Raw genomic sequence first — 24,190 nt, 5'->3', positions numbered from 1 at the left:
AGATTTCGATCGAAGTCGCAGAAGCATCGCTCCATGTCCATCCCGCAAGCGAACAAAACGATCTGGCGTAGCGCCGTTGCGACAGATAAGGAAGCTGCTAGGAGAGTCGAACGCTTGGGCCTGTTCACGATGAATGACGGCGACTGCGACTTTCAGCAACGGGGTAAGACTGAGGATATCATGAGCAAGAACAAGCTGATCCGTTTCGACGTCGCCGACAATCAGGCCGGCGGCCAGCGTCGCCCTTTCGCCAAGGCCGTCAGGGCAGGCGATTTCGTGTACGTTTCGGGCCAGGTTCCGACCATCAACGGCGAAATCGTTACGGGCAATATCGTCACGCAGACCGAGCAGGTCATTGCCAATATCAAGGATGTCCTTGCTCTTGCCGATTGCACGCTCGAGCATGTGGTGAAGGTCAATGTGTGGCTGGATGACGCTCGTGATTTCTCGAGCTTCAATGCGGTATTCGAAAAGCATTTCATCGATCATCCGCCAGCCCGTTCGACCGTTCAGTCGCCAATGATGGTCGATGTGAAGGTGGAAATGGACGTCATCGCCTACAAACCGCTCGACTGACCGAGCGCTGTTTTTTGCCTCGATTGCGGTGCGGCAAGGGCTGCATCGCAATTGATCTCGCGTCCATTTATGGTGACGCAATTTAATAATCAGTTTCTCCAATATCTGCTCTTCAATCCCAAAACAGGCGCGCTGTCTGCTTCGGGATTTTGGATAAGCGCACGCTTTTTTTCCCGATTGGGGCCCCTGTAGTCGCGGCTCGCTCTGCTGCCACCAGGACACAGCTCTCGCGATATCCCCACGCAATTTCCGGTAGCGGGGGCTTGCGTGCCGACATCAGCGGCAATCTTCCAAATCTTAAAATCGATGCCTGTTGATTTCCAATCAGCGATTGACGAGCTCTGAAACTCGATATTAAATCAATTTGATTGACTACTCACAAACAGCAAGAGGGGCTGGAAATGAGAATGAGGAAAAAGTCATTGCGCAATCTATTTTATCGGACATCACTGGCAGCGGCGGCGCTTGGCGCTTCACTGGCGTTCGGTGCAGGCATGGCATCTGCGGAATCCGTGCTGACGATGCACATCGAGGAGCAGACCAGCTGGGTCAGCAACTTCAATCCTTTCGATCTGGCCGGTCGTCGCCAGAGCACGATGGATTTCATCTACGAGCCGTTGGTCATCTTCAACGCCAATGACGGCGGCAAGCCGGTCTGGCGTCTCGCGACCAGCTACAAGTTTTCCGACGATCTCAAGTCGATTACGTACGAACTGCGCCCCGGCGTGAAATGGTCGGACGGTCAGCCGCTGACGTCGGCCGACGTGAAATACACGATCGACCTGATGCTGAAGAACCCGGCTGTCGACACCGTTGGTGTCGGCCAGACAGTCGCCTCCGTCGAAGCACCGTCGCCGACAGAGGTGACGATCAAGCTCAAGGCCGTGAATTCCGAATTCCCGGAATCCCTCGCCGATCTCGCCGTCGTGCCCGAGCATATCTGGAAGGACGTGGCCGATCCGGTCGCCTTCAAGAACGAGAAGCCCGTCGGCTCCGGCCCGATGACCGAGGTTCGCCGCTTTACCCCGCAGGTCTACGAGCAGTGCCGCAATCCGAACTACTGGGATGCGGCGTCGCTGCACGTCGATTGCCTGCGCCTGCCGCAGATTTCGGGCAACGACCAGATGCTGGCGCTGCTGCCGGAAGGCACCGTGGACTGGATCGGCTCGTTCCTGCCGCAGATCGACAAGACTTTCGTCGCGCTCGACCCACAGCATAATGGTTACTGGCAGCCGCCGGCGGAAACCGTTGCCTTCGAGATGAACTTCAAATCTTCGAGTGTCGGTAATTTCGAGGCATTCAAGGATCTCAACTTCCGCCATGCGTTCAGCCTCGCGATGGACCGCAAATCGATGGTCGATATTGCCGGCTTCGGTTATCCGGTCGTCAACCTCCATGCCAGCGGCCTGCCGCCGCGCTTCGAAAGCTGGCGCAACAAGGCTGCCGAAGGCGACAAGGACGCCTTCATGGGTTTCGATACCGACAAGGCAAACAAGATCCTGGATGGCGCCGGCTACAAGAAGGGCGGGGATGGCTTCCGCACCACGCCGAGCGGCAAGCCGATCACCTTCGCGGTCATCGTGCCGAACGGCTGGACCGACTGGATCGATGCCGTGCAGATCGCCGTCGAAGGGCTTCGCGCCGTAGGTATCAATGCCTCCGTCGCCACGCCGGAATACGAGCAGTGGCGCAAGCAGCTTCTCGATGGCAGCTTCGATGTCGTCATGAACTCGCGCGCCGATAGCGCGACGCCGTTCCAGGGCTATTATCAGAGCCTGTCGACGGCCTATGCCGGTAAGCTCACCGTCGCCGCGCCACGCTACTCCAACCCGAAGCTCGATGCGCTCTTCGATCAGTATCTGAAGTCGTCTTCCGATGATGATCACAAGAAGATCTTCAACGATATCCAGGTTCTGATCGCCGACGATTTCCCGGTCGTTCCCGTCTTCAACGGCCCGACCTGGTATCAGTATTCCAGCAAGCGTTTCACCGGTTGGGTCACGGACAAGGATCCGGTGATGAATCCGGAAAACCACGATAACAACCGCATGCGCCTCATGCATCTTCTGCGTGTGAAGCCGGTCCAATAAGGCCACAGCGAAGGAAGCAGACATGCGTGTTTCGAGCCGGCGCCTCGGCGTCTACGCGGTGGCATTGGCCTTCGCGATCGTCGTGAACTTCATTCTTCCCCGGCTTATGCCGGGGAGCCCCGTCGATGCCATGGTCGCCCAACTCGGGCCGCGGGCCACGCCCGCGGCAGTCGAGGCGATCAAGGCCCGTTTCGGCGAGATCGATCAGCCGATCATGATGCAGTTCCTCGATTACCTTAAAGGCCTTGCCACTTTCGATCTCGGCGTTTCGGTCAAATACTATCCGCAGACGGTAGTCCAGGTGCTAAGCCGGGCGACGCTCTGGACCATCTTCCTGGTAGTCACCGCGATCATATTTTCGCTGTGTGTCGGTGTCGTGCTCGGCGCCATCGCGGCCTGGAGGCGGGGCGGTCGGTTCGATACGGTCGTATCGCCCTTCGCGGTCATCCTGTTTTCGATACCGCCCGTCATCGTGGCGCTCACGACCCTGTTCGTCTTCGCCGTATCGTTGCGCTGGTTTCCCGTGGGATATGCCTATGATCCCAACCTCGATCCGGGCTTCAATTTTACCTTCTTCGGCAGCGTGTTTATGCACGCGATCCTGCCGGTGCTGACGCTGTCACCATTCCTGATCGGTGAGTTCCAGACCACTATGCGTTCTTCGATGATCGTCGTGCTTGGCGAGGATTACGTGACGATGGGCCGCGCCAAGGGGCTGAGCAATCTCGCCGTCATGTTCGGCTATGGCGCGCGTAACGCGCTTCTGCCGGTTCTCACCAATCTGGCGCTGATACTCGGCGCCGTCTTCGGCGGCTCGATCGTTACCGAGATCGTCTTTAATTATCCGGGTGTTGGGCTGACGTTGTTTACCGCCAGTGTGGCGCGCGACTATCCCGTCATCCAGGGGCAGTTGCTGCTGATGACGCTCGCAACGCTCGGCGCCAATTTCCTCGTCGACATCATCTACGGTCTCGTTGACCCGCGATTGAGAGAGGCAGGCCGATGAGCTTCTCCTTCCGATCCATTTTCAGCCAGAAGAAGGCGCTTGTCGGTTTCGTCATCATCGCAGCGCTATGCCTGATGGCGATCTTCGCGCCGGTCATCGCGCCGGGCGAACCAGGCGCCCGTGTCGGTCGCTCGCATCAGCCACCATCCGTCGAGCATGTCTTCGGCACGACGAAGATGGGCCGCGACGTCTACAAGCAATTCGTCTGGGGCGCCAGAAGCTCGCTTTCGGTCGGCTTCGCCACGGGCATCGCCATTACCGTGCTCGGCACCGCCATCGGCCTCATCGCCGGCTATACCGGCGGCAAGACCGATGCGGCACTCGACCTTGCCACGAATGCCGTGCTGGTCATCCCGAACATGCCGCTCCTCATCCTGCTTGCTTCCTTTGCCGGCACAGTCGGGCCGATAACGATCATGACCATCATCGCCATGACGTCCTGGCCATGGGGCGCGCGCATGACGCGTTCCCAGACGATGGCGCTACGCAACCGCGATTTCGTCACCGCCGCCAAGATGATCGGCGAGCCCGCCTGGCGCATCATCTTCGTCGAGATCCTGCCGAACCTGACGCCGCTCATCGGCATCAACCTGGTCGGCAGCATCATCTACGCGATCGTTGCCCAGACCACGCTCGAATATCTCGGCTTCGGCGATCCGCTGAAGGTTACTTGGGGCACCATGCTTTACAACGCTCAGAATGCCTCGGCCATCATGGTTGGCGCCTGGTGGGATATCGGCATACCGGCTATCGGCATCGCGCTGACGGGGCTTGGTCTTGCGCTGATCAACTTCACCTTCGATGAAATCGCCAATCCGCAATTGCGTTCCGGCCCGGCCTTGACCCGCTGGTTCCGCCTGACACGCGCTCGCAACCGCATGATGAGGACCGAGCAATGAGCGGCAATCTGCTTGAGATCGAACATCTTAATATCGACTATCTGCTCGACAAGGGCGATTTCCGCGCGGTGAAGGATGTATCCTTCAATATCGGCCGCGGCGAAATCTTCGGTCTTGCCGGCGAATCCGGCTGCGGCAAGAGCACGATCGCCTATGCGATCACTCGGCTCTCCAAGGCTCCGGCCTGGATCAGCGGCGGAAGCATTCGGCTCGACGGGCAGGATCTGCTCAAGATGCCGGAAGGCGAGCTGCAGAAGATCCGCTGGAAGCGCATCGGCATGGTATTCCAGAGCGCTATGAATTCTCTCAATCCGCTGATGCGGGTGGAGGCACAATTCCACGACGTCTTGCGTCGCCACACCGGATGCACGCGTCAGGAATCGCGTGCGCGGGCCGAAGAAATGTTCAAGCTGGTCGGCATTCCCCCGCATCGCGTCGGCGATTACCCGCACCAGTTTTCCGGTGGCATGCGCCAGCGCATCGTCATCGCCATCTGCCTGGCGCTACGTCCTGAACTCATCATCATGGACGAACCGACAACAGCGCTCGATGTCGTCGTGCAGCGTGAGATTCTCGAACAGGTTCTCGACCTGCAGCAGACCTATGGCTTCTCGGTGCTGTTCATCACCCATGACCTGCATCTGATGGCGCAGCTATGCCACCGTATCGGCGTCATGCTGAGGGGCGAACTGGTCGAGGTCGGTGATGTCACTCAGGTCAGCCAGTCGCCCGTTCATGAGTACACGCGCAAGCTTTGGAATGCCATTCCACAGCTTCCGGTCAGCGCCCATCCTCTCGGAGTTTTCGCATGAAACCGCAGATACAGGCTGTGACTGCAGAACCCGTCATCCGGCTCGATGATATCCAGCGCCATTTCGGCCCCGTGCACGCGTTGAAAAGCGTTTCCTTTTCACTATTCGCGGGAAAGGCACTGGCATTGGTCGGCGAATCCGGCTGCGGCAAGACCACCTGCGCCCGCATCATTGCCCGCCTCGACAAGCCAACTGCCGGCCGGCTCCTCTTTCGCGGACAGGATCGCACGGCGCGAGGGGCGAGCAAAGACGAGCGGATGTACCGCAAGGATGTGCAGATGGTGTTTCAGGATCCGTTCTCCTCGCTCAATCCGGCCTTCACGATCAATCATCACATCGCAAGGCCACTGCAGTTGCACGGTGGAGACAAGCCCAAGGCCGAGCGAGAGGAGGATATCGCGAAGCTGCTCGAGAGTGTCGGGCTCGATCCTGCGGTGACGCGGCAGAAGTTTCCGCACGAACTCTCCGGCGGTCAGCGCCAGCGCGTCAATATTGCCCGAGCGCTTGCGGTTTCTCCGAGCGTACTGGTGGCCGACGAGCCGACTTCGATGCTCGACGTCTCGATCCGCAAGGACATTCTCGATCTGCTGGCACGGGTAAAACGGGAAAACGATCTCGCCATGCTCTACATCACCCATGATATCGCAACGGCTGCCCATGTTGCGGAGGAGATCGTGGTGATGTTTGCCGGCCAGATGGTCGAGTGGGGCGAGACCGATGCCGTCCTCGCCAGTCCAAAGCACCCCTATACGCAGCTTTTGCTTTCTGCTGTGCCGGATGGTGGCCGTAGGTTCGTGACCGGCGGCAGTGCCCGCTTCCTCGAACAGGCGGAGAAGATCCGCGCGCTCAGCCGGCCGGTCTCGACAGTGGTCGAGGAGGTCGGCCCCAATCATTTCATGCGTGCGCTCGTCGCATCGAATTAGGAGGAATTCCCCTTGGACTACCTGGTCAATCTATCGACCCTGCCGATCGACATGCAATCGGCCGAGCGCATGGCGAAGGCGGGCGTTACCATAAGGCGCGCACTGCCGCCGGAACTGCGTGTTATCACCGGTTGGGTGGCGGAACATTTCAGCCAGGGCTGGGCAAGCGAGACGACGGTCGCAATGACCCGCCAGCCGCTGACATGCTTTATCGCCACGCGCAATCGGGAGCTTGTTGGCTTTGCCTGCCACGAGGCGACGGCACGCGGCTTCTTCGGCCCGACCGGCGTCGACGAAAGCGTTCGCGGCCTCGGCATCGGGCGCGCGCTGCTGTTTGCCTGCCTCAACGACCAGAAGGCCATGGGCTACGCCTATACGGTCATCGGCGATGTCGGCCCGTCGGAATTCTACGAGAAGACGGTCGGCGCGATCCAGATCCCCAATTCAGCACCCGGCATTTATGCCGGCATGCTCAAGCTTTGAACGAACCCTTTAAGAAGAGAGAATGCTCATGTCGACACCGCGATCCCTGGCTCTGCGGCTTGAAACAACCTGGAACCCGCCGACGGGCGATAAGGAATTTTCCTATGTCCTGCGGCTGAAGAACTTGTCATCAGAGCCGCTTTCCGGCTTCGCGCTCTGTGTCAGCGGCCCCGGCCGCGTCGATCCCGCCGGCATCGTCGAGGGCGCAACGGTCACGAAACGGCTGTCCAATTTCACCGAATTCCAGCCGCCGGAAGGCTTCATACTGGCTGGTGGTGAGACATGGACCATTACGGTTCATGCTTTGAGCTGGCCCTTCCGTCACTGGACGGATGGTGCCACCAGTGCTTATCTGGCACTTTCCGATGGAACTGCCGTATCCCTTGCCACTGAGCCGACGCGCACATCGTCAAGCAATGCGCCTTTGAAGCGCGGCGCCGAAATCTATCTCGTTCCGGCCAATCCTCCCGTTCCACTGGCGATCATTCCCTGGCCGAACCGCGTTGCGGTTTCGTCGCGCCGTCCGCTGCCGGCAGGCTTTGCGCTGAAGGCGACGACACCAGAAGCACAGGCGGCGGCTGCAAGCTTCACGGCTCTCGTAGAGCATCTTTTCGCGGCCGAGGGACTTGTCCGCGCCGAGGCGGAAGGCGCTGCAACGGTGGTGCTGCGTCAAACGGAAGGTCTAGGCCCCGAAGCCTATAGGCTGGAGTTTGCCTCGGAGAGCGTCACTGTCGAGGCGAGCACCCAGACCGGCTTCGTCTATGGCCTCGTCACCATCGGCCAGATCTGGCGCGGGGCACGCCTGCATCCACAGGCTTTCCATTTCCCGGCCGCCGGCGAGATCGTCGACGAGCCGTCCATGAGCTGGCGCGGCCTGCATCTCGACGTCTCGCGCCAATTCTACGGCACGGCTGAAATCAAGAAGCTGATGGCGGTTCTTGCCTGGAACAAGCTCAATCGCTTCCATTGGCACCTATCGGACGACGAATCCTGGCGCGTCGAGATCGATGCCTATCCGGCATTGACGGAGATCGGCGCATGGCGGGGCCACGGACTGCCGTTGCCGCCGCTTCTCGGCTCCAGCCCGGCTCGCACCGGCGGCTATTATACCAAGGCGGCCGTGCGCGAGATCGTCGCTTACGCCAAGGGCTTCGGAATCGAGATCCTGCCCGAGATCGATATGCCCGGCCATTGCTATGCGATGCAGCAGGCAATCCCGGAGCTTCGCGATCCGAACGAGGTCGGCAGCTATTATTCGGTGCAAGGCTTCCCGGACAATTGCGTCAATCCGGCGCGAGAGAAGACTTATGAGGTCATCGAGACCATCCTTTCCGAACTGATCGAACTCTTCCCGTTCAAGACGATCCATATCGGCGCCGATGAAGTGCCGCTTGGCGCTTGGTCCGGCTCCCCGGAGGCGCTTGCCCGTCTCCGCGAACTGGCCGGCGACGAGTTAGCGGACGCCCATGCCAAGCGCCTGAACGTCATCACCAACACGCACGGGGCCGACGATATTCACGGCTCGGGTGCTGCTATCCTGCAGGCCGAATTCCTGGAGCGCATCCAGGCGTTTCTTGCCTCGAAGGGCTGCATAACTGGCGGTTGGGAAGAGGCGGCGCATGGTGATAGGATCGACAAGGACAAGAGCTATCTCTGCAGCTGGCGCAACGTCGAAGTGGCGGCTGAGCTCGCTGGACGTGGCTACGAGATCGTCGTCTGCCCTGGCCAGGTCTATTATCTCGACATGGCGATGCGCCCGGACTGGGACGAGCCGGGCGGCAGTTGGGCCGGCTATTCTGATGCGGAGAAGATCTACACCTTCGATCCCGTCGGCGGCTGGACGGATGCGCAGAAGGAGAAGCTTCGCGGCATCCAGGCCTGCATCTGGTCGGAACCGATGACCGACCGCGCCGTTTTCGACCGGCTCGTCTTCCCACGTCTTTCGGCGCTGGCGGAAACCGGCTGGACCAAGCCTTCGGCCAAATCCTGGGAGCGGTTCAAGGCGCTCGCGGGCACGATGCCGCTGCTTTACGGCCTGCATCAATTTTGACAGCTTGATGCACGGCCCTCAGGCGCGACCCAGCTGGGTCGCGCCTGAGCAAGGTTGCCAGAACGCAGGTCGAGCCGCTTGCCTAGCCTATGACGGCGCGGTGCGTCAGCGGCTTCTGAAGCACATCGAATTGAGGGTTGGTTTCCGAGAAAATGGGCAAGGCCGCCGCGCCGAGGATGGCGGTATCCTTGCCGGTGGCGCCGATCATCAAACGGGGAATGGTGCGCTTTTCCATCGGATTCACTGGAGTGTACAGCGGCTCCACGCGCTCGGCCAGTCCGATCATGAGGGATGTGGGAGCGCTGCCGCCAAGCACGATCGTCTGCGGATCGAAGGCCAGTTCGAGAAAATCGATCGTCTGTCGAAGCGGCTGCACAGCCTGTTCCAACCAGACCTCCAGGCCGCGGCTGTTGGCCGCAATCATCGCATCCAGTTCATCCGGGTCCAGCTCCTGCGCATCCTCGATCTCCAGACATTCGTAGGCGACGGATGGCGAGACATAGCGGTCGAGACAGCCGCGCTTACCGCAGGTGCAAAGCCTGCCATGCGGCTCGACGATGATGTGGCCGATTTCGCCGGCATTGGCACGGCTGCCCTTGTAGAGGTGGCCGTCGAGGAACATGCCGGCGCCGATGCCGCCGTCACCCGCCAGAAAGAGATAGACGAAGCTTCCGAGGCCGCGGGCAACACCATGGAGCCGCTCGCCGATCGCCGCCGCTGTGGCATCGTTTTCGACAAGCACAGGCAGGCCGATCAGGCGTTCGAGTTCACGGGCCACGGGAAAATCCTGCCAGCCCGGCAGGTTCAGTGGGCTGAGCGATGTGACGCCGCCATCGGCGTAGCGCCCGGGCAGGGCAATGCCGACGCCCAGCAACCGGGCGTGATCGAAGGAAAAGGTTTCCTGCAGATCCCTGACGATCTCGGCAAAGACCGGCATTGCCTCGGTCGGTCCCGGCCTGTCGACATGGCGGTCAATGCGGGCGCAAACCGTGCCGGAAAGATCCGTGAGTACCCCGGCCGCACGCTGGCGGCCGAGTTCGAGGCCGATGGAGTAGGCCCCCATGGGATTGATGGTGTATGGGATGATGGGCTGGCCGCGGGCGATCTTCTGCGCCTCCATCGGGATGAGGAGGTGCGAACGCGCGAGTTCCTCCACGATATTCGAAACCGTCTGCGTGGTCAGTGCTGTCACGCGCGCAATCGCTGCGCGCGACATCGGCCCGTTGGTGCGAATGGCCTCGATCACGACACGCCGATTATGCGATTTGGCCTGTTCGAGATTCGTGCCTGAAATTGTCTTCATGGGAGGACCGGAGATGACTTTATTTTATGTTGTTGCTTGCCACGCTTTGCCATGGCGTGGAGGAGAGGCCGCATGCCGCTTCTGCGTCTATATGTAGTTTCTATGCTTTTGCCGATGCGTTCAAGCGGCGATCAATTGAGGTTGCGCCGTTTGAACGCGAGTGCATAGCGCTTTTTCTCTTCTACAGATGATCCGCGCGTCTCTTTACTGCGGCTGACATTGCGTTAGTGTCTGGTTACCTCGGCCTTTTGCCGCGGTAAGCCCCGGAGGAATTCGATGATCAGACTGCTCGGAATCGCCATTATCTCGACCTGCATTGCCGGTGGTGCGATGGCGGCGGATGCAACATGCAAGGCCCAGGCCGCCGACAAGAAGCTGGCAGGCGCCGCTTTGACCAGTTTTACCAAGAAATGCGAGAAGGACGCCGCAGCCGCCTGCGATACCCAGGCAGCATCGAAGAAGCTTGCTGGCGCCGCAAAGACCAGCTTCGTCAAGAAGTGCACCTCCGACGCCGCCGGCAGCTGATCGCCCAATTTTTTGTCTTGTCTCAAGAGGCTTCGGCCGTCGTTGGCGGCCGGGTCAAAAAGTGCCTCGCTACCGAGGTCGATCCGGCGATCGGTATATTCCAGTCTCGCGAGCTATGCTTCACCCAGTAGGCAACCGAGTTCGGACCATATTATTCCTTGCGGTAGGTACCTTGCAGGGTCACGCCATCCGCAAAATCGCACACACCCGCCTGTGATACGCGCCAGGTTCTTGCGTCGAGACGGTCAAGGCCGATCTTGCACGCGTCTCTGGTGATTTCAGCGTGCTCCTTCGTCAGCGGGACGACACTGTCGATGCCATCGGCATTGACATCGCCCGCGTCGGCGCCGCCCGGGCCAACATAGGTCGAGGCGAGCGAGACCGCGAGGAAGCCCCCAACCGGCCCGAAGATCGCGAGATGACCCTCATTGCCGTCGGCGCTGCTCGACTGGAAATCCGCCGATGCGCTTCGACCACCCTTGGTCCTCAGGAGAGACGCGATCCGGTCGTCGTAGGCCTGTCGAATGCATTCAGCGTCGCTGCAGGACTGTAGCGTCGTAATCCAGTGCCGTTGCTGTTCCCGGATTTTGCCCGCATCGTCGTGCTTCAGCGCGGCAGCATAGAGATCGCTCACCATCGCATCCCGGGCCAGTAGCGATTTGTCCCGACAAATCATTTGGTCACCTGTCGAACCAGGTTTTGCGCAATCGATCCCTGCGGCTTCGGCGTTCATGGCAAATAAGCCGATGATGATTACCGCCGAGGCGGATCTTGCAATCTTCATGGGTACCTCCATCCTCCGACACCGAAGCTAATTATGGCTGCTGGCGGTTTCGTAAAGGTCATCCGGCAGACGGCCAAACTCGACAAATGTCGCACCGGTGTTTGAAGATCGTCGATATCCTCCTAGTTTGGACAATCTGAGCGGATTGATGTCGATGGGAGGTCGCGTGGAAGGCGAAAAGCAATTGTCCGGCAGGATCACGTTCCTGATTGTCGGTTCCTTGTTTCTTGCCATTGCCATAGCGATGGGAGCCTTGGCACTTCACCTTTATCGGACCTACGCAAACGCGACCGCCATGGCAGCATGCACGGTTTTCTCCTGGGGCTTCGGCAGCATGCTCATCTCGATGGTGCTCGTGCTTCTGACTTCGAGAAAGAAGGTTAGGGGCAGGCTCGCCACCAGACGCGGCAAGGTGACGGTCAGGCTCGGCAATAGGTTCCCAGGCTTCAATAGTCACGTGACCGGCGATGGCGTCGAAGCCGAAGGCGAGGCGGGGGTGCCCATCACAAGCCTAATCCCCTCTCTCTTCCTGATCGCCTCCTCGATCGGCTTGGCACTTCTCGGCCTCTTCCTTTTCGGCCGGCATCGGCTCGATCTTATCGGATCGGGAATGTTCATCGCATTCGTGATCTATATTGCAAATTGGAGCAGGCTGGCTTGGCCGCGGAGATAGCTTTCTTGTGTCGACGGGGAGAAACTTCGCCGGCTATTCTCGCCTTGCTAGATCGGTTTCAACAGATCGATCGAATGTCAGGCCGCATCCTTGCGACCGCTTTCGAACGAGGTATTTGCCTCCAGCGGATCGAGATCGACCCGATATGCGAACAATCTACGGCTAGCTCTGACGGTCATCGGAATAAGCAGAGGCAGAAGCAAATCTCGCAGAAACAGGCTAAGCCGACTGTTTTTTCGTTTCCTGGAAGCATTCTGCCGGGTGAGCTTCACCACGCGGGCAATACGTGGGCGCCGGAGGGCCTCATAGCAGGCAAAGGCTGCGCCGTGGTCGAGCGTCGCTGCGAGACAGGATGACAAGACTACCGCATCTTCTATTGCCATCGAGGCACCCTGGCCGGCATGTGGGCCGATGGCATGCGCGGCGTCGCCCAGCAAGACGACACGCCCGCTCGACCAGACCGGAAGCTGTGGCATCTCGAAGATGGGATAGCTGCGCTCGACCTGACCGACCGCTTGAAGGATCGATCTGTTGGGTTCGGGATCGTCGGCATGCATCTCGCGAACATGAGCGGCGCGTGCTGCCGGTTCCAGTGCTCGCACCGCTTCGGGTGTATCAGCAGGGAAGGAATCGAACCAGTATACTGGATGGGATGCCGTCTTGATGTAGCCGAAGAAGGCTTTCTCTCCGAACGTCATGCGCATGACGCCATTTGTATCCGGTATCTCGGCATCGACGATGCCGCCTGTGCCGATAAGGCCGGTAAATTGCGGCTGGGGATAATCCGGAAATATTTGTGTACGGACGAAGGATCGCAGTCCGTCGGCGGCGACGAGCAGGTCGACGGCAAGACCAACCCCTTCGGAGAAGTTGAGCGTTACGGCATGCGCATGATTGTCGACCTTGGTCACGCGCCGGCCAAATTGTATGGTGATGCCTTCGGCTTGGCACTTTTCGATCAGGATGCCTGTGAGAACGGCGCGCCTGATGGTGACGGCGGGTGTGCCGAATGCCGCCAAATGGTCGCTCTGATCGACGAGTGCGAGCCTTTTGCCACGCGCATTGCAGAGCTCGATGGCACGGGTTTCCAATCCCTCACGCAATACTTCTTCGTAGCAGTCCACCGCGCGCAGCCCGTTCATGCCGTTGGACGCGAGCGTCAGAAACTCCCCTTCGGACAAGGCGGCTTCCTTGGAACGGGCTTCGAACAGGACCGGATGAAAGCCAAGTCTTGCCAGCCGGAGCGCGAGCACAAGCCCGCCTATGCCGGCGCCGCATATGCCAATCGTCGCCTCGGAGTTTGTCGCTCGATTCATGGTTGCGGCAGGATCGTCAATGGGGCACATTGGTTCTTCCTTCTAATAGTTTGATGAATGAATTATTCGATGATCGAACAAAAGTCAAATGAAGATGAGCGTCATCTCGTGGAAGCCATCAGCCTTGCCTGCATGCGCTGGCAGGAGGCGACCGAGAGCTTCGACGAAACCTTCGGCAAGCTGCATGGGCTCAATAGCGCCGAGCGGCGCTGTCTCAGCGTAATCATGCGTGCGCCGCAGCCCGCAAACGCCGTCGCCAAGGCTATCGGCCTTGCACCGCCATCGGTTACTGCCTTGATCGATCGCCTTTCGGCCCGGGACCTTCTCCACCGCGTTCCCGATCCGGACGACCGACGTCGCGTGCTGGTAGCACCGTCCGAGAAGGCGATCAGGCTGGGACAAGAAGCCTATGGCCCAATCGAGCAGGCCGGCGCGCAGATGCTTAAACAGTTTTCCGAGGCGGAAAAGCAGGTGATCTTGCGCTTCGTCACGCAAGCCATCGAGATGCAGGAGCGAGAGCTCGAGCGGCTGTTGCAGCAGGACAAGAGCTGAATTCAATCGTCGGCGGACGATGCTCCGATTTTAGGAGCGCGGTACGTCTTGTCATGATCTACGACATTTCTTTACTATCCGATGTTATAATCGGGCTCGGGGATAAATTTGAAGGCCCGCTGGGAGAAGATGCTGGACGCGGAAATCGTCGCATTCCTGGAAGCGTGTCCGATGGCGGCACTTGTGCTCGACGCCGTCGGCACGATCGTCTTCGCCAATGCGGGAGCCCTGGAGCTCTTTATCCTTTCAGATGCGTTTCACGACCTATCCGTCTCGGATTTGATACCGGAGTGGCCGCTGCCGGGCGCTGCGTCGCAGCCATTGCTCGTGACAGGCGCCGGCCATCGACGGGATTGCCGGGTCAACGTCATGACTTGGCCCTCGGCGTCAGGAAGGTTGACGGCGGTTCTTATCGAACCAGGGAGCGAAGACCGCCATGCTGCGGTGGCGGCGAGAGAGGCCAATCTGCGCCTTCGATATGTGATCGAGATGCTGCCGGAAGCGGTCTGCGTCTTCGATGCGAGTGATCGCTACGTCCTGTGGAACGAGAAATATGCGGAGCTCTACCCGGATATCGCCGATCACCTCAAACCGGGCATCGCTTTCGAAGATATTCTGAAGATCAGCCTTGCCAGCGGCCGCATGCCGGAAGTCGTCGAAGACAAGGATATGTGGCTGAAGCAGCGCATGCGAAAGTTTCGCCAGCCGGTTTCACAGGAGGAGCAGCAGCTCCAGGATGGGCGATGGCTTCGGCATGATGATCGGCGCACGCCTGACGGCGGGGCCATCGGAATGCGGATAGACATTAGCGAGCTGAAACAGCGCGAAGAGCGGTTGCGGCAGCTTTTCGATGCCAATCCGATGCCGATGCTCCTATGCGATGGCAGCAATCTGCAGATCCTTCAGGTCAACCGGGCAGCTATCGACTTTTATGGCTTTTCAAAAGCGACGCTGCTCTCGCGGAGGGCGTGCGACATGCATGCCGAGAGCGAGGCGGATCGCTTTGCAGATGGGCTTCTCGAACTCGAAGGCGATTGCGAGGCCAGAACCGTCTGGCGGCAGAGAGTGGCCGATGGGTCGGAACGCCACGTGCTTGTTTACGTCCGATTGCTCCACGAAGGCCTGGAACGCCGCCTCCTGCTGACCATTGCCGATGTCAGCGATCGCATTCTTGCGGAGGCCGAAGCCAATCGCCTGGCACGGCACGACATGCTCACCGGATTGCCGAACCGGATGTGCTTCTACAAGGCTCTCGATGACGCCTTGAAGGTAAATAACGGAAGGAGCGTCGCCGTTTTCTGTCTTGATCTCGATGGGTTCAAGCCGGTCAACGACACTTTCGGCCATGCTGCCGGCGACGAGGTTCTCAAGATGGTGGCCGAGCGGCTGCGTGGTGCGGCCAGAGGCCACATGGTTGCGCGCTTGGGCGGTGATGAGTTTGCCATCCTGATGACCGGGGAGGTGGGCGATGTCGCCGACGTGGCGAAGGGTTGCATTGCTGCCTTCAAATCCTCCTTTCGCATTGAGGGCACCACCGTCGATATCGGTATCAGTATCGGCGTTTCGGCGGCGCCGGAGAATGGCGAGAACGGAGAAGTTCTGATTCAGGAAGCGGACCGTGCCCTCTACCGAGCCAAAGCCAACGGCCGGAACACATGGCGGATGGCGAGCAGTGACCACCGCCAACAGACCGTTTCAGCACGCGTGAGATAAGAGGCGGTTCAAAAACGCACGGGCATTTGTGGCTCTTGAACTTGGCTTGATCTCTCCTCATTTCAGTAGTCACTGTTTCAATCTGTCGAACCGACAGCCTCCTGCTTTTCAACAGTTGCTGCCGTTCCTCTATGCGACGCGTCCGCGTCGGAGGAGTTTTCATGGGCTTTATTGATCGCGATATCCAGCCGTCATCTGATGCCGGGCTGCTGGATGCCTATTCTCAATCGGTATCGAGTGCCGTCGATCTCGTCGGTCCGGCAGTCAGCCGCATCGAGCGTTTGGGCGGCCGTGCCGGACATGGCTCGGGCTTTGCCATTTCGCCTGATGGCCTGGTCGTCACCAACAATCATGTCGTCGACGATGCCAAGGCGGTACGCATCAAGACCCCGGAAGGGGCGACCGTTGAGGGCAGAGTGCTTGGGCGCGACCCGGATACCGACCTCGCTCTCATTCGCGCCAATGATTGGCCGGGCAATTGGGCGCGACTTGGCGACTCCAAATCGCTGAAGCGTGGTCATATCGCGATCGCCATCGGCAATCCCCTCGGCTTCGAATGGACTGTGACCGCCGGCATCGTCTCGGCGCTTGGCCGCTCCATGCGCGCGGCCAGCGGGCGTCTCATGGAAGATATTATTCAGACGGACGCCGCCCTCAATCCCGGCAATTCCGGCGGTCCGCTGGTTTCTTCCGCCGGTGAAGTGATCGGCGTCAATACCGCTGTCATCCAGGGTGCGCAGAGCATCGCGTTTTCGGTCGCCTCCAATACGGCCAAGCATGTGGTGTCCGAGATTCTGCGTTTCGGCCATGTCCGGCGCGCTTATATCGGCATTGCCGCTGATATGGTCGAGCTGCATCGGCGCATCGCGCTGGAAGCCGGCGTCACCCATTCGACGGCCGTGCGTCTGCGTCGTGTCGAGAAGGATAGTCCGGCCGAAAAGGGCGGACTGCAGGAGGGGGACTACCTGCTTGCCATCGATGGCCAGGCCGTGTCCGGCATAGACGACGTCGTGCGACTGCTCGATGGCGACAAGATCGGCACCGAGATCGAGGTGTTGATCTTCAGCGTCGGCGGCCTGATCGAGCGCAGGCAGGTCAAGCCTTCGGCACGACCCGCAATCTAACGAATAGCTCAAACCATAAAGACGGCAGCGTCGCACTCGCGGCGCTGCCGTTTCTTTTATCCTCTGCCGACAAGCGGCATTTTTGTCGCCATGACGGTCATCGAGAGAACGTTGGCGTCGAGCGGCAGGGTTGCCATATAGACGACGGCGCGGGCGACATGCTCTGCCGAAATCGTTGGCTCCGCTGCGGTCTCGCCATTTGCCTGCAAGACGCCGGCGTTCATCCTTGCGGTCATGTCGGTTGCGGCGTTGCCGATATCGATCTGGCCGCAGGCGATGTCGAAGGGACGACCGTCCAGTGCCGTCGATTTCGTCAGGCCTGTGATGGCGTGTTTCGTGGCCGTATAGGGTGCGGAATGGGGCCGCGGTGTCGTTGCGGAGATCGAGCCGTTGTTGATGATGCGGCCGCCTTGCGGCGTCTGGGTTTTCATCAGGCGAAAGGCCTGCTGCGTGCACAGGAACGCGCCGGTCAGGTTCGCACCGACAATCGCATTCCATTGCTCGAAACTCAGTTCCTCCATCGGCACGGCCGGCAGACCCATGCCGGCATTGTTGACCAGAAGATCGAGGCGGCCATAGTGACTGGAGATCGCATCGAAGAGGCTGCGAACCGACACGGGGTCACTGACATCGGCGGCAACCGCAAGAAATTCGGCCCCCGTCTCCTCGACAAGCTCGCGGGCAGTTTTTTCTAGAACGTCAGCCCTACGCCCCGAGATGACGACCTTGAAGCCTGCCGAGCCGAGCGCCTTCGCGATGGCGCGGCCTATGCCCGTCCCACCACCAGTTACCAATGCGATCGCATTTTTTACATCCGCTGATGCCTGCGTCATGCGACCCTCCCGTCCAGTTCGTCTTCGATATGCGCCTGCAGGATCTCGTCGAAGCTCTGTTCGGCCTTGAAACCGAGATCGGTCGCACGCTTGGCGTCGAACTGTGTCGCCCAACCGGAAACGATGCGCTCGATCACCGGATCCGGCTCGCGGCGGATGAGCGCAACCGCCTTGTCGCCGCCGACACGCCGGAGCGCATCGATCTCATCAGAAACAAGCGCCGAAAGTCCCGGCATGGTGAGATTGCGACGCGGCCCGACCTTCGCCGTATCGAGCGTTGCGGCGTGCACGAAGAAGCCGACGGCGGAGCGGGGACTTGCAAACCAGTGCCGCACCGTATCGCTGACGGGCAGAACGGCCTCTTTGCCGACCAGCGGTTCACGCAGGATGTTGGAAAAGAAGCCGGAGGCCGCCTTGTTGGGAGTGCCGGGACGCACGCAGATGGTCGGCAGTCGGATGCCGATGCCATCGAAAATGCCTCGGCGCGAATAATCGGCAAGCAGGAGTTCCGTGATTGCCTTCTGCGTGCCGTAGCTCGTCAGCGGCGCGGTCAGGAATTCGTCACCGATGACATCGGGGAAGGGGGTGCCGAACACGGCGATGGAAGAGGCGAAGATGACGCGCGGGGTATAGGCCGATTTCAGGCCTTGCTGGCGAATGGCTTCGAAGAGTGCCCGCGTGCCGTCGAGATTGACGGAGTATCCCTTGTCGAAATCGGCTTCGGCCTCGCCCGAAACGATGGCGGCGAGATGGAAGATCATATCCGGACGGTCTTCGATGAGCTTTTCCGCAACACCAGGGCTCGCAAGATCGATCGTTAGGGCTTTTGATATGGATTGAAGCGCTTCCGGCACCGGCGGCTGGAAGGCATCGACCAGCGTCAGGTGATCGATAGCCTTGCCGAGAATCGTCGGCTCGTCGGCGATGCGGTTGACGAGCTTGCGGCCGACCATGCCGGCAGCGCCCAGGATCAAAACATGCATATTGGATTTTCCTCCCAATAGAGCAATTCCAGGAAAAGTACGTGGCGGTTTTCCATTCGGAATTGCGAGAAAACAAGCAGACGGAGCGGCTCAAGGATTCAATGAAAAGCTGAACCACTCCAAACTGATATCAGTCTTCGGGATCGATCCCGAGCAAATGTCTTTGATGGCCATCCGGCATCGAGGATGCTAATCACCCTTTCATCTGTATGCTTGCAGCCAGGCGAGCCCTGCCTCCGTCGTGGTTACCGGCCGATATTCCGCGCCGATCGGCCTGTCATAGCCAAGCTTCTCCAGGAACTGCAGAATATGACGGTAGTCGATCTCCCCGTGGTCCGGTTCCCGTCTATCCGGAACGGCGGCGATTTGGATGTGGCCGATTGCCGCCACATGATCCTGCAGCCTGCGGGTCAGGTCCCCCTGCATGATCTGGAGGTGATAGCAGTCGAACATCAGCTTGAGGTTGGCGGCATCGACCGCGGCTATGATATCGAGTGCCTGATCGGCAGTCTGCAGGAAGTAGCCTGGCGCATCACGATAGTTGAGCGGCTCGATCAGGATCGTCGTCCCCGTCTTGTCAGCGCGTTCGCAGGCATAACGCAGATTGGCGATGAAAGTGCCCCGCGCCTCGTCGCCGGCGGACTTGCCCGCCATCACATGCACGTTTCGCGCGCCGATGGCGGCTGCATAATCGATCGCCTGATCGATGAGACGACAGGCTTCATCCTCGCGGCCCGGAATGGCGGCAAGTCCATTGTCACCGGCCGCGATATTGCCGCGGGCGGTGTTGAGGCCGAGCATGGAAAGGCCAGTCTCCTCCAATGCCTGACGCACGGCTTCAGCGGGCGTGTCGTAGGGGTAATGGCATTCCACCGCATCGAAGCCGGCGCGCTTGGCGGCGCGGATAGCGTCGGGAAGGGAAAGCTCCTGCCATAGGAAACCCAGATTGGCCGAAAAGCGCGTCATGGTCAGTCCCATTCCACATCATAGGTGCGGATGAGATCGGCGATCTGTGCCTCCGTCAACAGCGAAGGATTGGCCCCGCGCGTCAAGATGGCAAGCTTTGCCGTCTCTTCCAGTTCTTCAATCGCATAGACAGCCGCTTCCAGATCTTTCGCGGAAACGACGGGTCCATGTGCTGCCAGCATGACGGCGCTGCGCTTGCCGGCCAGTCCGCGAATGGCATCGCCCATCGCCGGGTCGCCCGGCATGAAATAGGGCAGGAGTTTTACTTTGCCGAGCTTCATGATCGAATAGGCCGTCAACGGCGGCAGCATGTTGTCGGCATCGACGCCGGGCAGGATCGAGAGGGCCACCGAGTGGCTGGAATGAAGATGGACCACGGCGCCCGTCTTCTTCGGCCGTGTCTCATAGAAGGCGGCATGCAGCGGCATTTCCTTGGTCGGCTTATCGCCGCCGATCAGACGCCCTTTGTCGTCGAATAGCGAGAGGCGTGCCGGATCGAGGCGCCCGAAGGAACTGCCCGTCGGCGTCACCAAAAGCCTGCCGTCGCTGAGGCGTGCCGAAATATTGCCCGAAGAGCCGGCGGTCAGCCCGCGGTCGTAGAGCGACTTGGCCATCATGCATATCTGTTCGCGCAAGTTCGCTTCTTCGCTCATACCGTCTCCAATCGGTCGAAAGCGTCCGCAAAGAAGGTTTCTTTGCCGAAATTGCCAGATTTTAAAGCTAGAGCGACTGTTTCACCTCCAAGGGTCGTGAAAGTCCAAGGCACGCCGGGTGCGATTTCCGGCCCGATAGTCAGATGCGCCGCGCCGAGCGCCTGCGTGATTGCACCGGACGTCTCGCCGCCTGCAACGACGAAGCGGCGCGTGCCGCAATCGAAGGCCGTGCGGGCGATCACGGAAAGAGCGTCCTCGACCACTTTGCCTGCCTTGTCCCGCCCCAAACGTTCTTGCGCCTGCCGCACTTCATTAGGCTCGGCGGTGGCGTAAATGAGTTTCGGCGCGTCGGGGAATTGCTGGCGCAGCCATTCCAGCGCGGTACCGGGGCCTTCCTCTGCAAGCGCGATCGGATCGAGCCGCAGGCTGGCGACCTTGCCGGCGTAATTGGCAACCTGCTTCCGCGTCATGGCAGAACAGCTACCGGAGAGCACGATCGAACCGCCGGTGATCTTTGGCAGTGCCTGTCGATGTTCGGAAAGGCTGACGAGACCTTCCTCCATGTAGAATTGCGGAAGCTGGCCGGCAATCGCGCTGCCGCCTGTCACCAGCGGCATGTCGAAAGATGCTGCTGCGATCGTTCGAAGATCGTCGTCGGATACAGCATCGACGATTACATGCCGAATGCCGTCGTTGCCGAGTTGTGCCAACTTTGCTCTCAGCGATTCCGCTCCCTTCGAGACGATATTATGGTTGGCAAGGCCGACAGCGCCATTCACCTGCGGCATCAGAAGCCGTACAAGGCTTGAATCGCGCATCGGCGTCAGGGGATGGTCCTTCATCGGACTCTCCGACAGAAGCTGTTCGCCGACGAAAAGATGACCCATGAAGATGCTGCGCCCATTTTCCGGAAAGGCTGGGCAATAGATCGTCTGGGTCGCGCCGGTCTCCGCCATCAGCATATCCGCGACCGGACCGATATTGCCTTCGGCCGTGCTGTCGAATGTCGAGCAATATTTCCAGAAGAAGCGGCTCGCTCCCGCTTCCTTGAGCCAATTCAGTGCTTGCCGGGCCTGCTTCACGGCGACCTCGACCGGCGATGTTCGACACTTGAGGGCGATGACTTCGAAAGCCGCCGTCTCGTTCGGGTAGCGTCTGTCTTGCGGAATGCCGATCCGCAGCGAAACGGGCAGTCCGCTGCGCGCCAGCAGCGCGGCAAGATCGGTCGCTCCGGTAAAGTCATCGGCGATAGAGCCAAGCAGGAGTGTCATGGCCTACCTCTTAACGCCCGGCAGGCTGGCGCCGCTCCTGGCGGCCAGAATCTTCGCAACCGCGGCGTCATCCTCCAGGCCCAGGCCCGCCTCCGATGCTTCTACGAAGAGGTTGAGCGCCGTAGCAGCAAGCGGCGTAATGGCACCAGCTTTGTCGGCCTCCGATGTCACGATGCCGAGATCCTTGACGAAGATATTGACTGCCGAGCGCGGCGTATAATCGCCCGATACGATGTGTTCGCCGCGGTTTTCGAACATCCACGACGAGCCGGCGGATACGCAGATCACGTCATAGAGCGTTTTCAGATCGATGCCGGCCTTGGCGGCAAGCGTCATGGCTTCGGCCGTTGCGGCAATATGCACGCCGGCCAGCAACTGGTTGATCATCTTGACTTGCGAGCCGGCGCCGGGGCGATCCCCGAGGCGGAATACCTTGGCGGAGATAGCTTCGAGTACTGCGGATGCCTTATCGAAAACCTCGGGCATGCCGGATGCCATGACGGTAATCTCACCCGAAAGCGCACGGACATGGCCGCCGGAGACGGGAGCGTCGATGACGAGCATGCCAGCTACCTCCAGTCTTTCGGCAATGGCGATCGTGGCGCTCGGGGCCATGGTGGTGCAGAGCAGGAACACGGTGGAGCGCCGTGCGGTCTTCAGCGCGCCGTCCTGGCCGAAAAGCACGTCTTCGACCTGCTTGCTGTTGACGACATAGACAAGGATCACGTCGGCATCTTCCGCCGCTGATGCCGGTGTCGTGCATGACGTACCGCCGTTCTCTGCAAAACGGGCGAGGACCTCGCTGCGAACATCGCAGCCGCGCACGGCAAAGCCCGCTTTCAGAAGGGAGAGAGCAGCGCCCCAGCCCATGGATCCCAGGCCGATAATGGCTGCCTTCTTCGTGTTCTGCACGGTGCTACCTCCGCTATTTTCAGCTATGTTACCGATACCGGTATCGGTATCGGTAACATAGCTTTATTTTCCCAGGAATTGTCAATAGGCTGACGTTTGCCTTTTCGCGGAAACATTCTATGAAGAAGAGCGGCATCGTGCCAGCCGCCATGGGTCATCGAGGGTTGCTTGGGGATGCGCAAACCCACTCTGGAGGAAGTCGCGATCGAGGCGGGCGTCAGCAAGATGACGGCATCGCGCGCCTTGCGTGGCGTAGCCGACGTCTCCAGCGAAACGCGTGACAGGGTGATCGAAGCGGCAACGCGGATGAATTACGTCGGCAACAGGCTGGCGCTCTCCTTGTCCTCGCAACGCACAAACCTGGTCGCTGTCGTCGTTCCCAGCATGTCGAACATCGTCTTTCCAGAGGTACTTGCCGGTATTTCCGCCGGGCTCGATGGTTCCGGCATGCAAGCCGTGTTCGGCATATCCGATTATGACATGGCAAAGGAGCGTGAGATCATCCGCGACATGCTCTCCTGGCAGCCCTGCGCCATCATCGTCACCGGGCTCGATCAACCGGAGGAGACGGTGGAGTTGCTCCGCCACGCCAATATTCCGGTCATCCAGCTCATGGATCTCGACGGCACGCCGATCGATTTCAATGTCGGATTGTCTCATGGTGCGGCGGGAGAGGATATGGCCGAAGCGTTGATCGCGGCCGGGCGAAGACGGTTCGGTTATGTCGGCAGTGCCCTGGCTCGAGATCTGCGCGCGGGCAAGCGAAAAGCCGGCTTCGAGCGCGTCCTGCATGCGCATGGCCTCGGGGTTGCCGGGCAGCGAACCGATGACGTCTTTTCCTCGATCGCGCTCGGAAAGCAGCTCACGACATCGTTGCTTGCGGCGGTACCAGACCTCGATTGCATCTATTATTCCAATGACGATATGGCGAGCGGCGGCTTGTTTGCCTGCATGGAACTGGGGGTTGCGGTTCCTGATAAAATGCTGATTGCCGGCTTCAACGGGCTGGATCTGGTCAATTCCTTGCCCGCGCCGATCGCAACCTCGCGCTCGCCCCGGCGCGCTATCGGTGAGGCTGCAGCGCAATTGGTGCGCCAAGCAGTCGGGATAGGCCGGGAACCGATGCGGAAAACAATAGTGTTCAAGCCGACGATCGTGGGAATTGACGGTTAAGATTTAGGTCAAGACGGCATCGTCTTTTGGAGAATACAGGGACAGGAGCAGCGCAAGAGAAAGTTGTCATTTCGGATGCGCGGCACTAATCTGTGCCGCATTGAAGGGTTGGCAATTCATGCATGACGATTCGATCCTGCCGATAGAGTTCGCCGTTTCGCTTGGCTTGTTATGCAATATCGGCGCTCCGCTTCTAGCCTTTTGGATGGCGGGAAAATTGCCTCGTTTGCGCCTGTGGATTCATAGCGCCGCTTTCCTCGCGATCCTGGCTTCGCCGCTGACGGCGATGATGCTTGGATTGCCGGATCTGCTCCCCGAAGAGGATGACAACCCTAGCGCTCGTTTTGCCTTTCTGCCGCTGATCGTCGAAACGGCGATCATTGTGTTGCTCTATTGCCTGGCAGGGGCGATGCTTCTTTCCCAATCCGTTCATTCGGCAATCACCGACTGGCATGGGGATGCGCGGCTTTCGCAAGTGGCTTCGCGTCCACGCCGCGATGGCACATCATCCTCTTTCGCATCCAAAGGTTCCAAGTCACAATAGATGTTGTCCAGCCGAACGCCGGATCG

The 24,190-nt window shown here is 59.8% G+C and carries 24 protein-coding genes; 15 read left to right on the top strand and 9 right to left on the bottom strand.

From position 1 onward, the window contains the following. Positions 1-180 precede the first annotated feature (180 nt). The 8 genes from FHT73_RS19545 to FHT73_RS19510 all read left to right on the top strand — a co-directional run bounded on the left by FHT73_RS19545 (position 181) and on the right by FHT73_RS19510 (position 8,839). Positions 181-576, top strand: coding sequence for a RidA family protein (locus tag FHT73_RS19545; protein ID WP_112411413.1), 396 nt, complete (start codon positions 181-183; stop codon positions 574-576). A gap of 401 nt (positions 577-977) precedes the next feature. Continuing rightward, entirely contained in the window at positions 978-2,666 is a 1,689-nt protein-coding gene (locus FHT73_RS19540) for an ABC transporter substrate-binding protein (protein ID WP_183714035.1), read from the top strand. Between the two features lie 22 nt (positions 2,667-2,688). Then, a complete protein-coding gene (locus FHT73_RS19535) occupies positions 2,689-3,672 on the top strand; it encodes an ABC transporter permease (protein WP_183714032.1) in 984 nt (327 codons plus the stop codon). Then, positions 3,669-4,571 carry an ABC transporter permease gene (locus FHT73_RS19530; RefSeq protein ID WP_183714029.1) on the top strand — a complete coding sequence of 301 codons (903 nt, stop codon included), beginning with the start codon at positions 3,669-3,671 and terminating at the stop codon, positions 4,569-4,571. Before FHT73_RS19535 ends, FHT73_RS19530 begins: the two co-directional genes overlap by 4 nt. Then, entirely contained in the window at positions 4,568-5,383 is an 816-nt protein-coding gene (locus FHT73_RS19525) for an ABC transporter ATP-binding protein (protein ID WP_112411272.1), read from the top strand. Before FHT73_RS19530 ends, FHT73_RS19525 begins: the two co-directional genes overlap by 4 nt. Beyond that, positions 5,380-6,306, top strand: coding sequence for an ABC transporter ATP-binding protein (locus FHT73_RS19520; RefSeq protein WP_112603866.1), 927 nt, complete (start codon positions 5,380-5,382; stop codon positions 6,304-6,306). Before FHT73_RS19525 ends, FHT73_RS19520 begins: the two co-directional genes overlap by 4 nt. A gap of 12 nt (positions 6,307-6,318) precedes the next feature. After that, positions 6,319-6,789: a GNAT family N-acetyltransferase gene (locus tag FHT73_RS19515; protein ID WP_112603865.1), complete on the top strand. Its 471-nt coding sequence runs from the start codon at positions 6,319-6,321 to the stop codon at positions 6,787-6,789. A gap of 22 nt (positions 6,790-6,811) precedes the next feature. After that, the gene (locus FHT73_RS19510) at positions 6,812-8,839 is read left to right on the top strand and encodes a beta-N-acetylhexosaminidase (RefSeq protein WP_183714026.1); all 2,028 of its coding nucleotides are present in this window, start codon (positions 6,812-6,814) and stop codon (positions 8,837-8,839) included. A gap of 82 nt (positions 8,840-8,921) precedes the next feature. On the opposite strand, the gene FHT73_RS19505 is transcribed toward FHT73_RS19510, so the two are convergent. Further along, positions 8,922-10,142: an ROK family transcriptional regulator gene (locus FHT73_RS19505; RefSeq protein WP_112603863.1), complete on the bottom strand. Its 1,221-nt coding sequence runs from the start codon at positions 10,140-10,142 to the stop codon at positions 8,922-8,924. A gap of 276 nt (positions 10,143-10,418) precedes the next feature. On the opposite strand from FHT73_RS19505, the gene FHT73_RS19500 reads away from it, so the two are divergent. Continuing rightward, on the top strand, positions 10,419-10,667 hold the full coding sequence (locus FHT73_RS19500; RefSeq protein WP_112603861.1) for a hypothetical protein: 249 nt from the start codon (positions 10,419-10,421) through the stop codon (positions 10,665-10,667). Positions 10,668-10,818: 151 nt separating this feature from the next. Here FHT73_RS19500 and FHT73_RS19495 read toward each other — a convergent pair whose 3' ends face one another. Beyond that, positions 10,819-11,451, bottom strand: a complete 633-nt coding sequence (locus tag FHT73_RS19495; RefSeq protein ID WP_183714023.1) for a hypothetical protein — start codon at positions 11,449-11,451, stop codon at positions 10,819-10,821. 166 nt (positions 11,452-11,617) lie between these two features. On the opposite strand from FHT73_RS19495, the gene FHT73_RS19490 reads away from it, so the two are divergent. After that, positions 11,618-12,124, top strand: a complete 507-nt coding sequence (locus tag FHT73_RS19490) for a hypothetical protein (protein ID WP_183714020.1) — start codon at positions 11,618-11,620, stop codon at positions 12,122-12,124. 77 nt (positions 12,125-12,201) lie between these two features. Here the strand turns inward: FHT73_RS19490 and FHT73_RS19485 are convergent, their stop codons facing one another. Continuing rightward, on the bottom strand, positions 12,202-13,470 hold the full coding sequence (locus tag FHT73_RS19485) for an FAD-dependent monooxygenase (protein WP_183714017.1): 1,269 nt from the start codon (positions 13,468-13,470) through the stop codon (positions 12,202-12,204). 39 nt (positions 13,471-13,509) lie between these two features. Here FHT73_RS19485 and FHT73_RS19480 point away from each other — a divergent pair, with 39 nt between their 5' ends. From FHT73_RS19480 to FHT73_RS19470, 3 genes are all read left to right on the top strand, one after another. Continuing rightward, complete coding sequence (locus tag FHT73_RS19480; protein ID WP_246698979.1) at positions 13,510-13,992, top strand: MarR family transcriptional regulator; 483 nt, start codon at positions 13,510-13,512, stop codon at positions 13,990-13,992. Between the two features lie 108 nt (positions 13,993-14,100). Next, entirely contained in the window at positions 14,101-15,705 is a 1,605-nt protein-coding gene (locus FHT73_RS19475; protein ID WP_246712160.1) for a diguanylate cyclase, read from the top strand. Positions 15,706-15,866: 161 nt separating this feature from the next. Next, positions 15,867-16,829 (top strand): trypsin-like peptidase domain-containing protein, encoded by a 963-nt coding sequence (locus FHT73_RS19470; protein WP_183714012.1) that lies wholly within the window; start codon positions 15,867-15,869, stop codon positions 16,827-16,829. A 56-nt stretch (positions 16,830-16,885) separates the two neighbouring features. Here FHT73_RS19470 and FHT73_RS19465 read toward each other — a convergent pair whose 3' ends face one another. The 6 genes from FHT73_RS19465 to ltnD form a co-directional block, all read right to left on the bottom strand. After that, positions 16,886-17,662 carry an SDR family oxidoreductase gene (locus FHT73_RS19465; protein ID WP_183714009.1) on the bottom strand — a complete coding sequence of 259 codons (777 nt, stop codon included), beginning with the start codon at positions 17,660-17,662 and terminating at the stop codon, positions 16,886-16,888. After that, positions 17,659-18,645 carry a D-erythronate dehydrogenase gene (gene denD, locus FHT73_RS19460; RefSeq protein ID WP_183714006.1) on the bottom strand — a complete coding sequence of 329 codons (987 nt, stop codon included), beginning with the start codon at positions 18,643-18,645 and terminating at the stop codon, positions 17,659-17,661. Before denD ends, FHT73_RS19465 begins: the two co-directional genes overlap by 4 nt. A gap of 201 nt (positions 18,646-18,846) precedes the next feature. Beyond that, complete coding sequence (locus FHT73_RS19455) at positions 18,847-19,611, bottom strand: TIM barrel protein (protein WP_183714003.1); 765 nt, start codon at positions 19,609-19,611, stop codon at positions 18,847-18,849. Positions 19,612-19,613: 2 nt separating this feature from the next. Next, on the bottom strand, positions 19,614-20,264 hold the full coding sequence (gene otnC / locus FHT73_RS19450; protein WP_112337281.1) for a 3-oxo-tetronate 4-phosphate decarboxylase: 651 nt from the start codon (positions 20,262-20,264) through the stop codon (positions 19,614-19,616). Continuing rightward, positions 20,261-21,535 (bottom strand): 3-oxo-tetronate kinase, encoded by a 1,275-nt coding sequence (gene otnK, locus FHT73_RS19445; RefSeq protein WP_183714000.1) that lies wholly within the window; start codon positions 21,533-21,535, stop codon positions 20,261-20,263. Before otnK ends, otnC begins: the two co-directional genes overlap by 4 nt. Before the next feature lie 3 nt (positions 21,536-21,538). Next, complete coding sequence (ltnD, locus tag FHT73_RS19440) at positions 21,539-22,447, bottom strand: L-threonate dehydrogenase (protein WP_183713997.1); 909 nt, start codon at positions 22,445-22,447, stop codon at positions 21,539-21,541. Positions 22,448-22,621: 174 nt separating this feature from the next. Here ltnD and FHT73_RS19435 point away from each other — a divergent pair, with 174 nt between their 5' ends. Next, positions 22,622-23,620, top strand: coding sequence for a LacI family DNA-binding transcriptional regulator (locus tag FHT73_RS19435; RefSeq protein WP_183713994.1), 999 nt, complete (start codon positions 22,622-22,624; stop codon positions 23,618-23,620). A gap of 205 nt (positions 23,621-23,825) precedes the next feature. Next, positions 23,826-24,164: a hypothetical protein gene (locus FHT73_RS19430; RefSeq protein WP_246712161.1), complete on the top strand. Its 339-nt coding sequence runs from the start codon at positions 23,826-23,828 to the stop codon at positions 24,162-24,164. The last annotated feature ends 26 nt before the right edge of the window (positions 24,165-24,190 follow it).

This window comes from Rhizobium sp. BK098 (assembly GCF_014193155.1).
GTDB lineage: Bacteria > Pseudomonadota > Alphaproteobacteria > Rhizobiales > Rhizobiaceae > Rhizobium.
Note: the sequence above shows the minus strand (reverse complement) of the source record. Positions and strands in the feature narration are given on the sequence as shown.

Bases quoted from the DNA above. Each gene is read 5' to 3' on its own strand.
- FHT73_RS19545 (WP_112411413.1), top strand. From the start codon at position 181: ATGAGCAAGAACAAGCTGATCCGTTTCGACGTCGCCGACAATCAGGCC.
- FHT73_RS19540 (WP_183714035.1), top strand. From the start codon at position 978: ATGAGAATGAGGAAAAAGTCATTGCGCAATCTATTTTATCGGACATCA.
- FHT73_RS19535 (WP_183714032.1), top strand. From the start codon at position 2,689: ATGCGTGTTTCGAGCCGGCGCCTCGGCGTCTACGCGGTGGCATTGGCC.
- FHT73_RS19530 (WP_183714029.1), top strand. From the start codon at position 3,669: ATGAGCTTCTCCTTCCGATCCATTTTCAGCCAGAAGAAGGCGCTTGTC.
- FHT73_RS19525 (WP_112411272.1), top strand. From the start codon at position 4,568: ATGAGCGGCAATCTGCTTGAGATCGAACATCTTAATATCGACTATCTG.
- FHT73_RS19520 (WP_112603866.1), top strand. From the start codon at position 5,380: ATGAAACCGCAGATACAGGCTGTGACTGCAGAACCCGTCATCCGGCTC.
- FHT73_RS19510 (WP_183714026.1), top strand. From the start codon at position 6,812: ATGCTCATGTCGACACCGCGATCCCTGGCTCTGCGGCTTGAAACAACC.
- FHT73_RS19505 (WP_112603863.1), bottom strand. From the start codon at position 10,142: ATGAAGACAATTTCAGGCACGAATCTCGAACAGGCCAAATCGCATAAT.
- FHT73_RS19500 (WP_112603861.1), top strand. From the start codon at position 10,419: ATGATCAGACTGCTCGGAATCGCCATTATCTCGACCTGCATTGCCGGT.
- FHT73_RS19495 (WP_183714023.1), bottom strand. From the start codon at position 11,451: ATGAAGATTGCAAGATCCGCCTCGGCGGTAATCATCATCGGCTTATTT.
- FHT73_RS19485 (WP_183714017.1), bottom strand. From the start codon at position 13,470: ATGTGCCCCATTGACGATCCTGCCGCAACCATGAATCGAGCGACAAAC.
- FHT73_RS19480 (WP_246698979.1), top strand. From the start codon at position 13,510: ATGATCGAACAAAAGTCAAATGAAGATGAGCGTCATCTCGTGGAAGCC.
- FHT73_RS19470 (WP_183714012.1), top strand. From the start codon at position 15,867: ATGGGCTTTATTGATCGCGATATCCAGCCGTCATCTGATGCCGGGCTG.
- FHT73_RS19465 (WP_183714009.1), bottom strand. From the start codon at position 17,662: ATGACGCAGGCATCAGCGGATGTAAAAAATGCGATCGCATTGGTAACT.
- denD (WP_183714006.1), bottom strand. From the start codon at position 18,645: ATGCATGTTTTGATCCTGGGCGCTGCCGGCATGGTCGGCCGCAAGCTC.
- FHT73_RS19455 (WP_183714003.1), bottom strand. From the start codon at position 19,611: ATGACGCGCTTTTCGGCCAATCTGGGTTTCCTATGGCAGGAGCTTTCC.
- otnC (WP_112337281.1), bottom strand. From the start codon at position 20,264: ATGAGCGAAGAAGCGAACTTGCGCGAACAGATATGCATGATGGCCAAG.
- otnK (WP_183714000.1), bottom strand. From the start codon at position 21,535: ATGACACTCCTGCTTGGCTCTATCGCCGATGACTTTACCGGAGCGACC.
- FHT73_RS19435 (WP_183713994.1), top strand. From the start codon at position 22,622: ATGCGCAAACCCACTCTGGAGGAAGTCGCGATCGAGGCGGGCGTCAGC.
- FHT73_RS19430 (WP_246712161.1), top strand. From the start codon at position 23,826: ATGGCGGGAAAATTGCCTCGTTTGCGCCTGTGGATTCATAGCGCCGCT.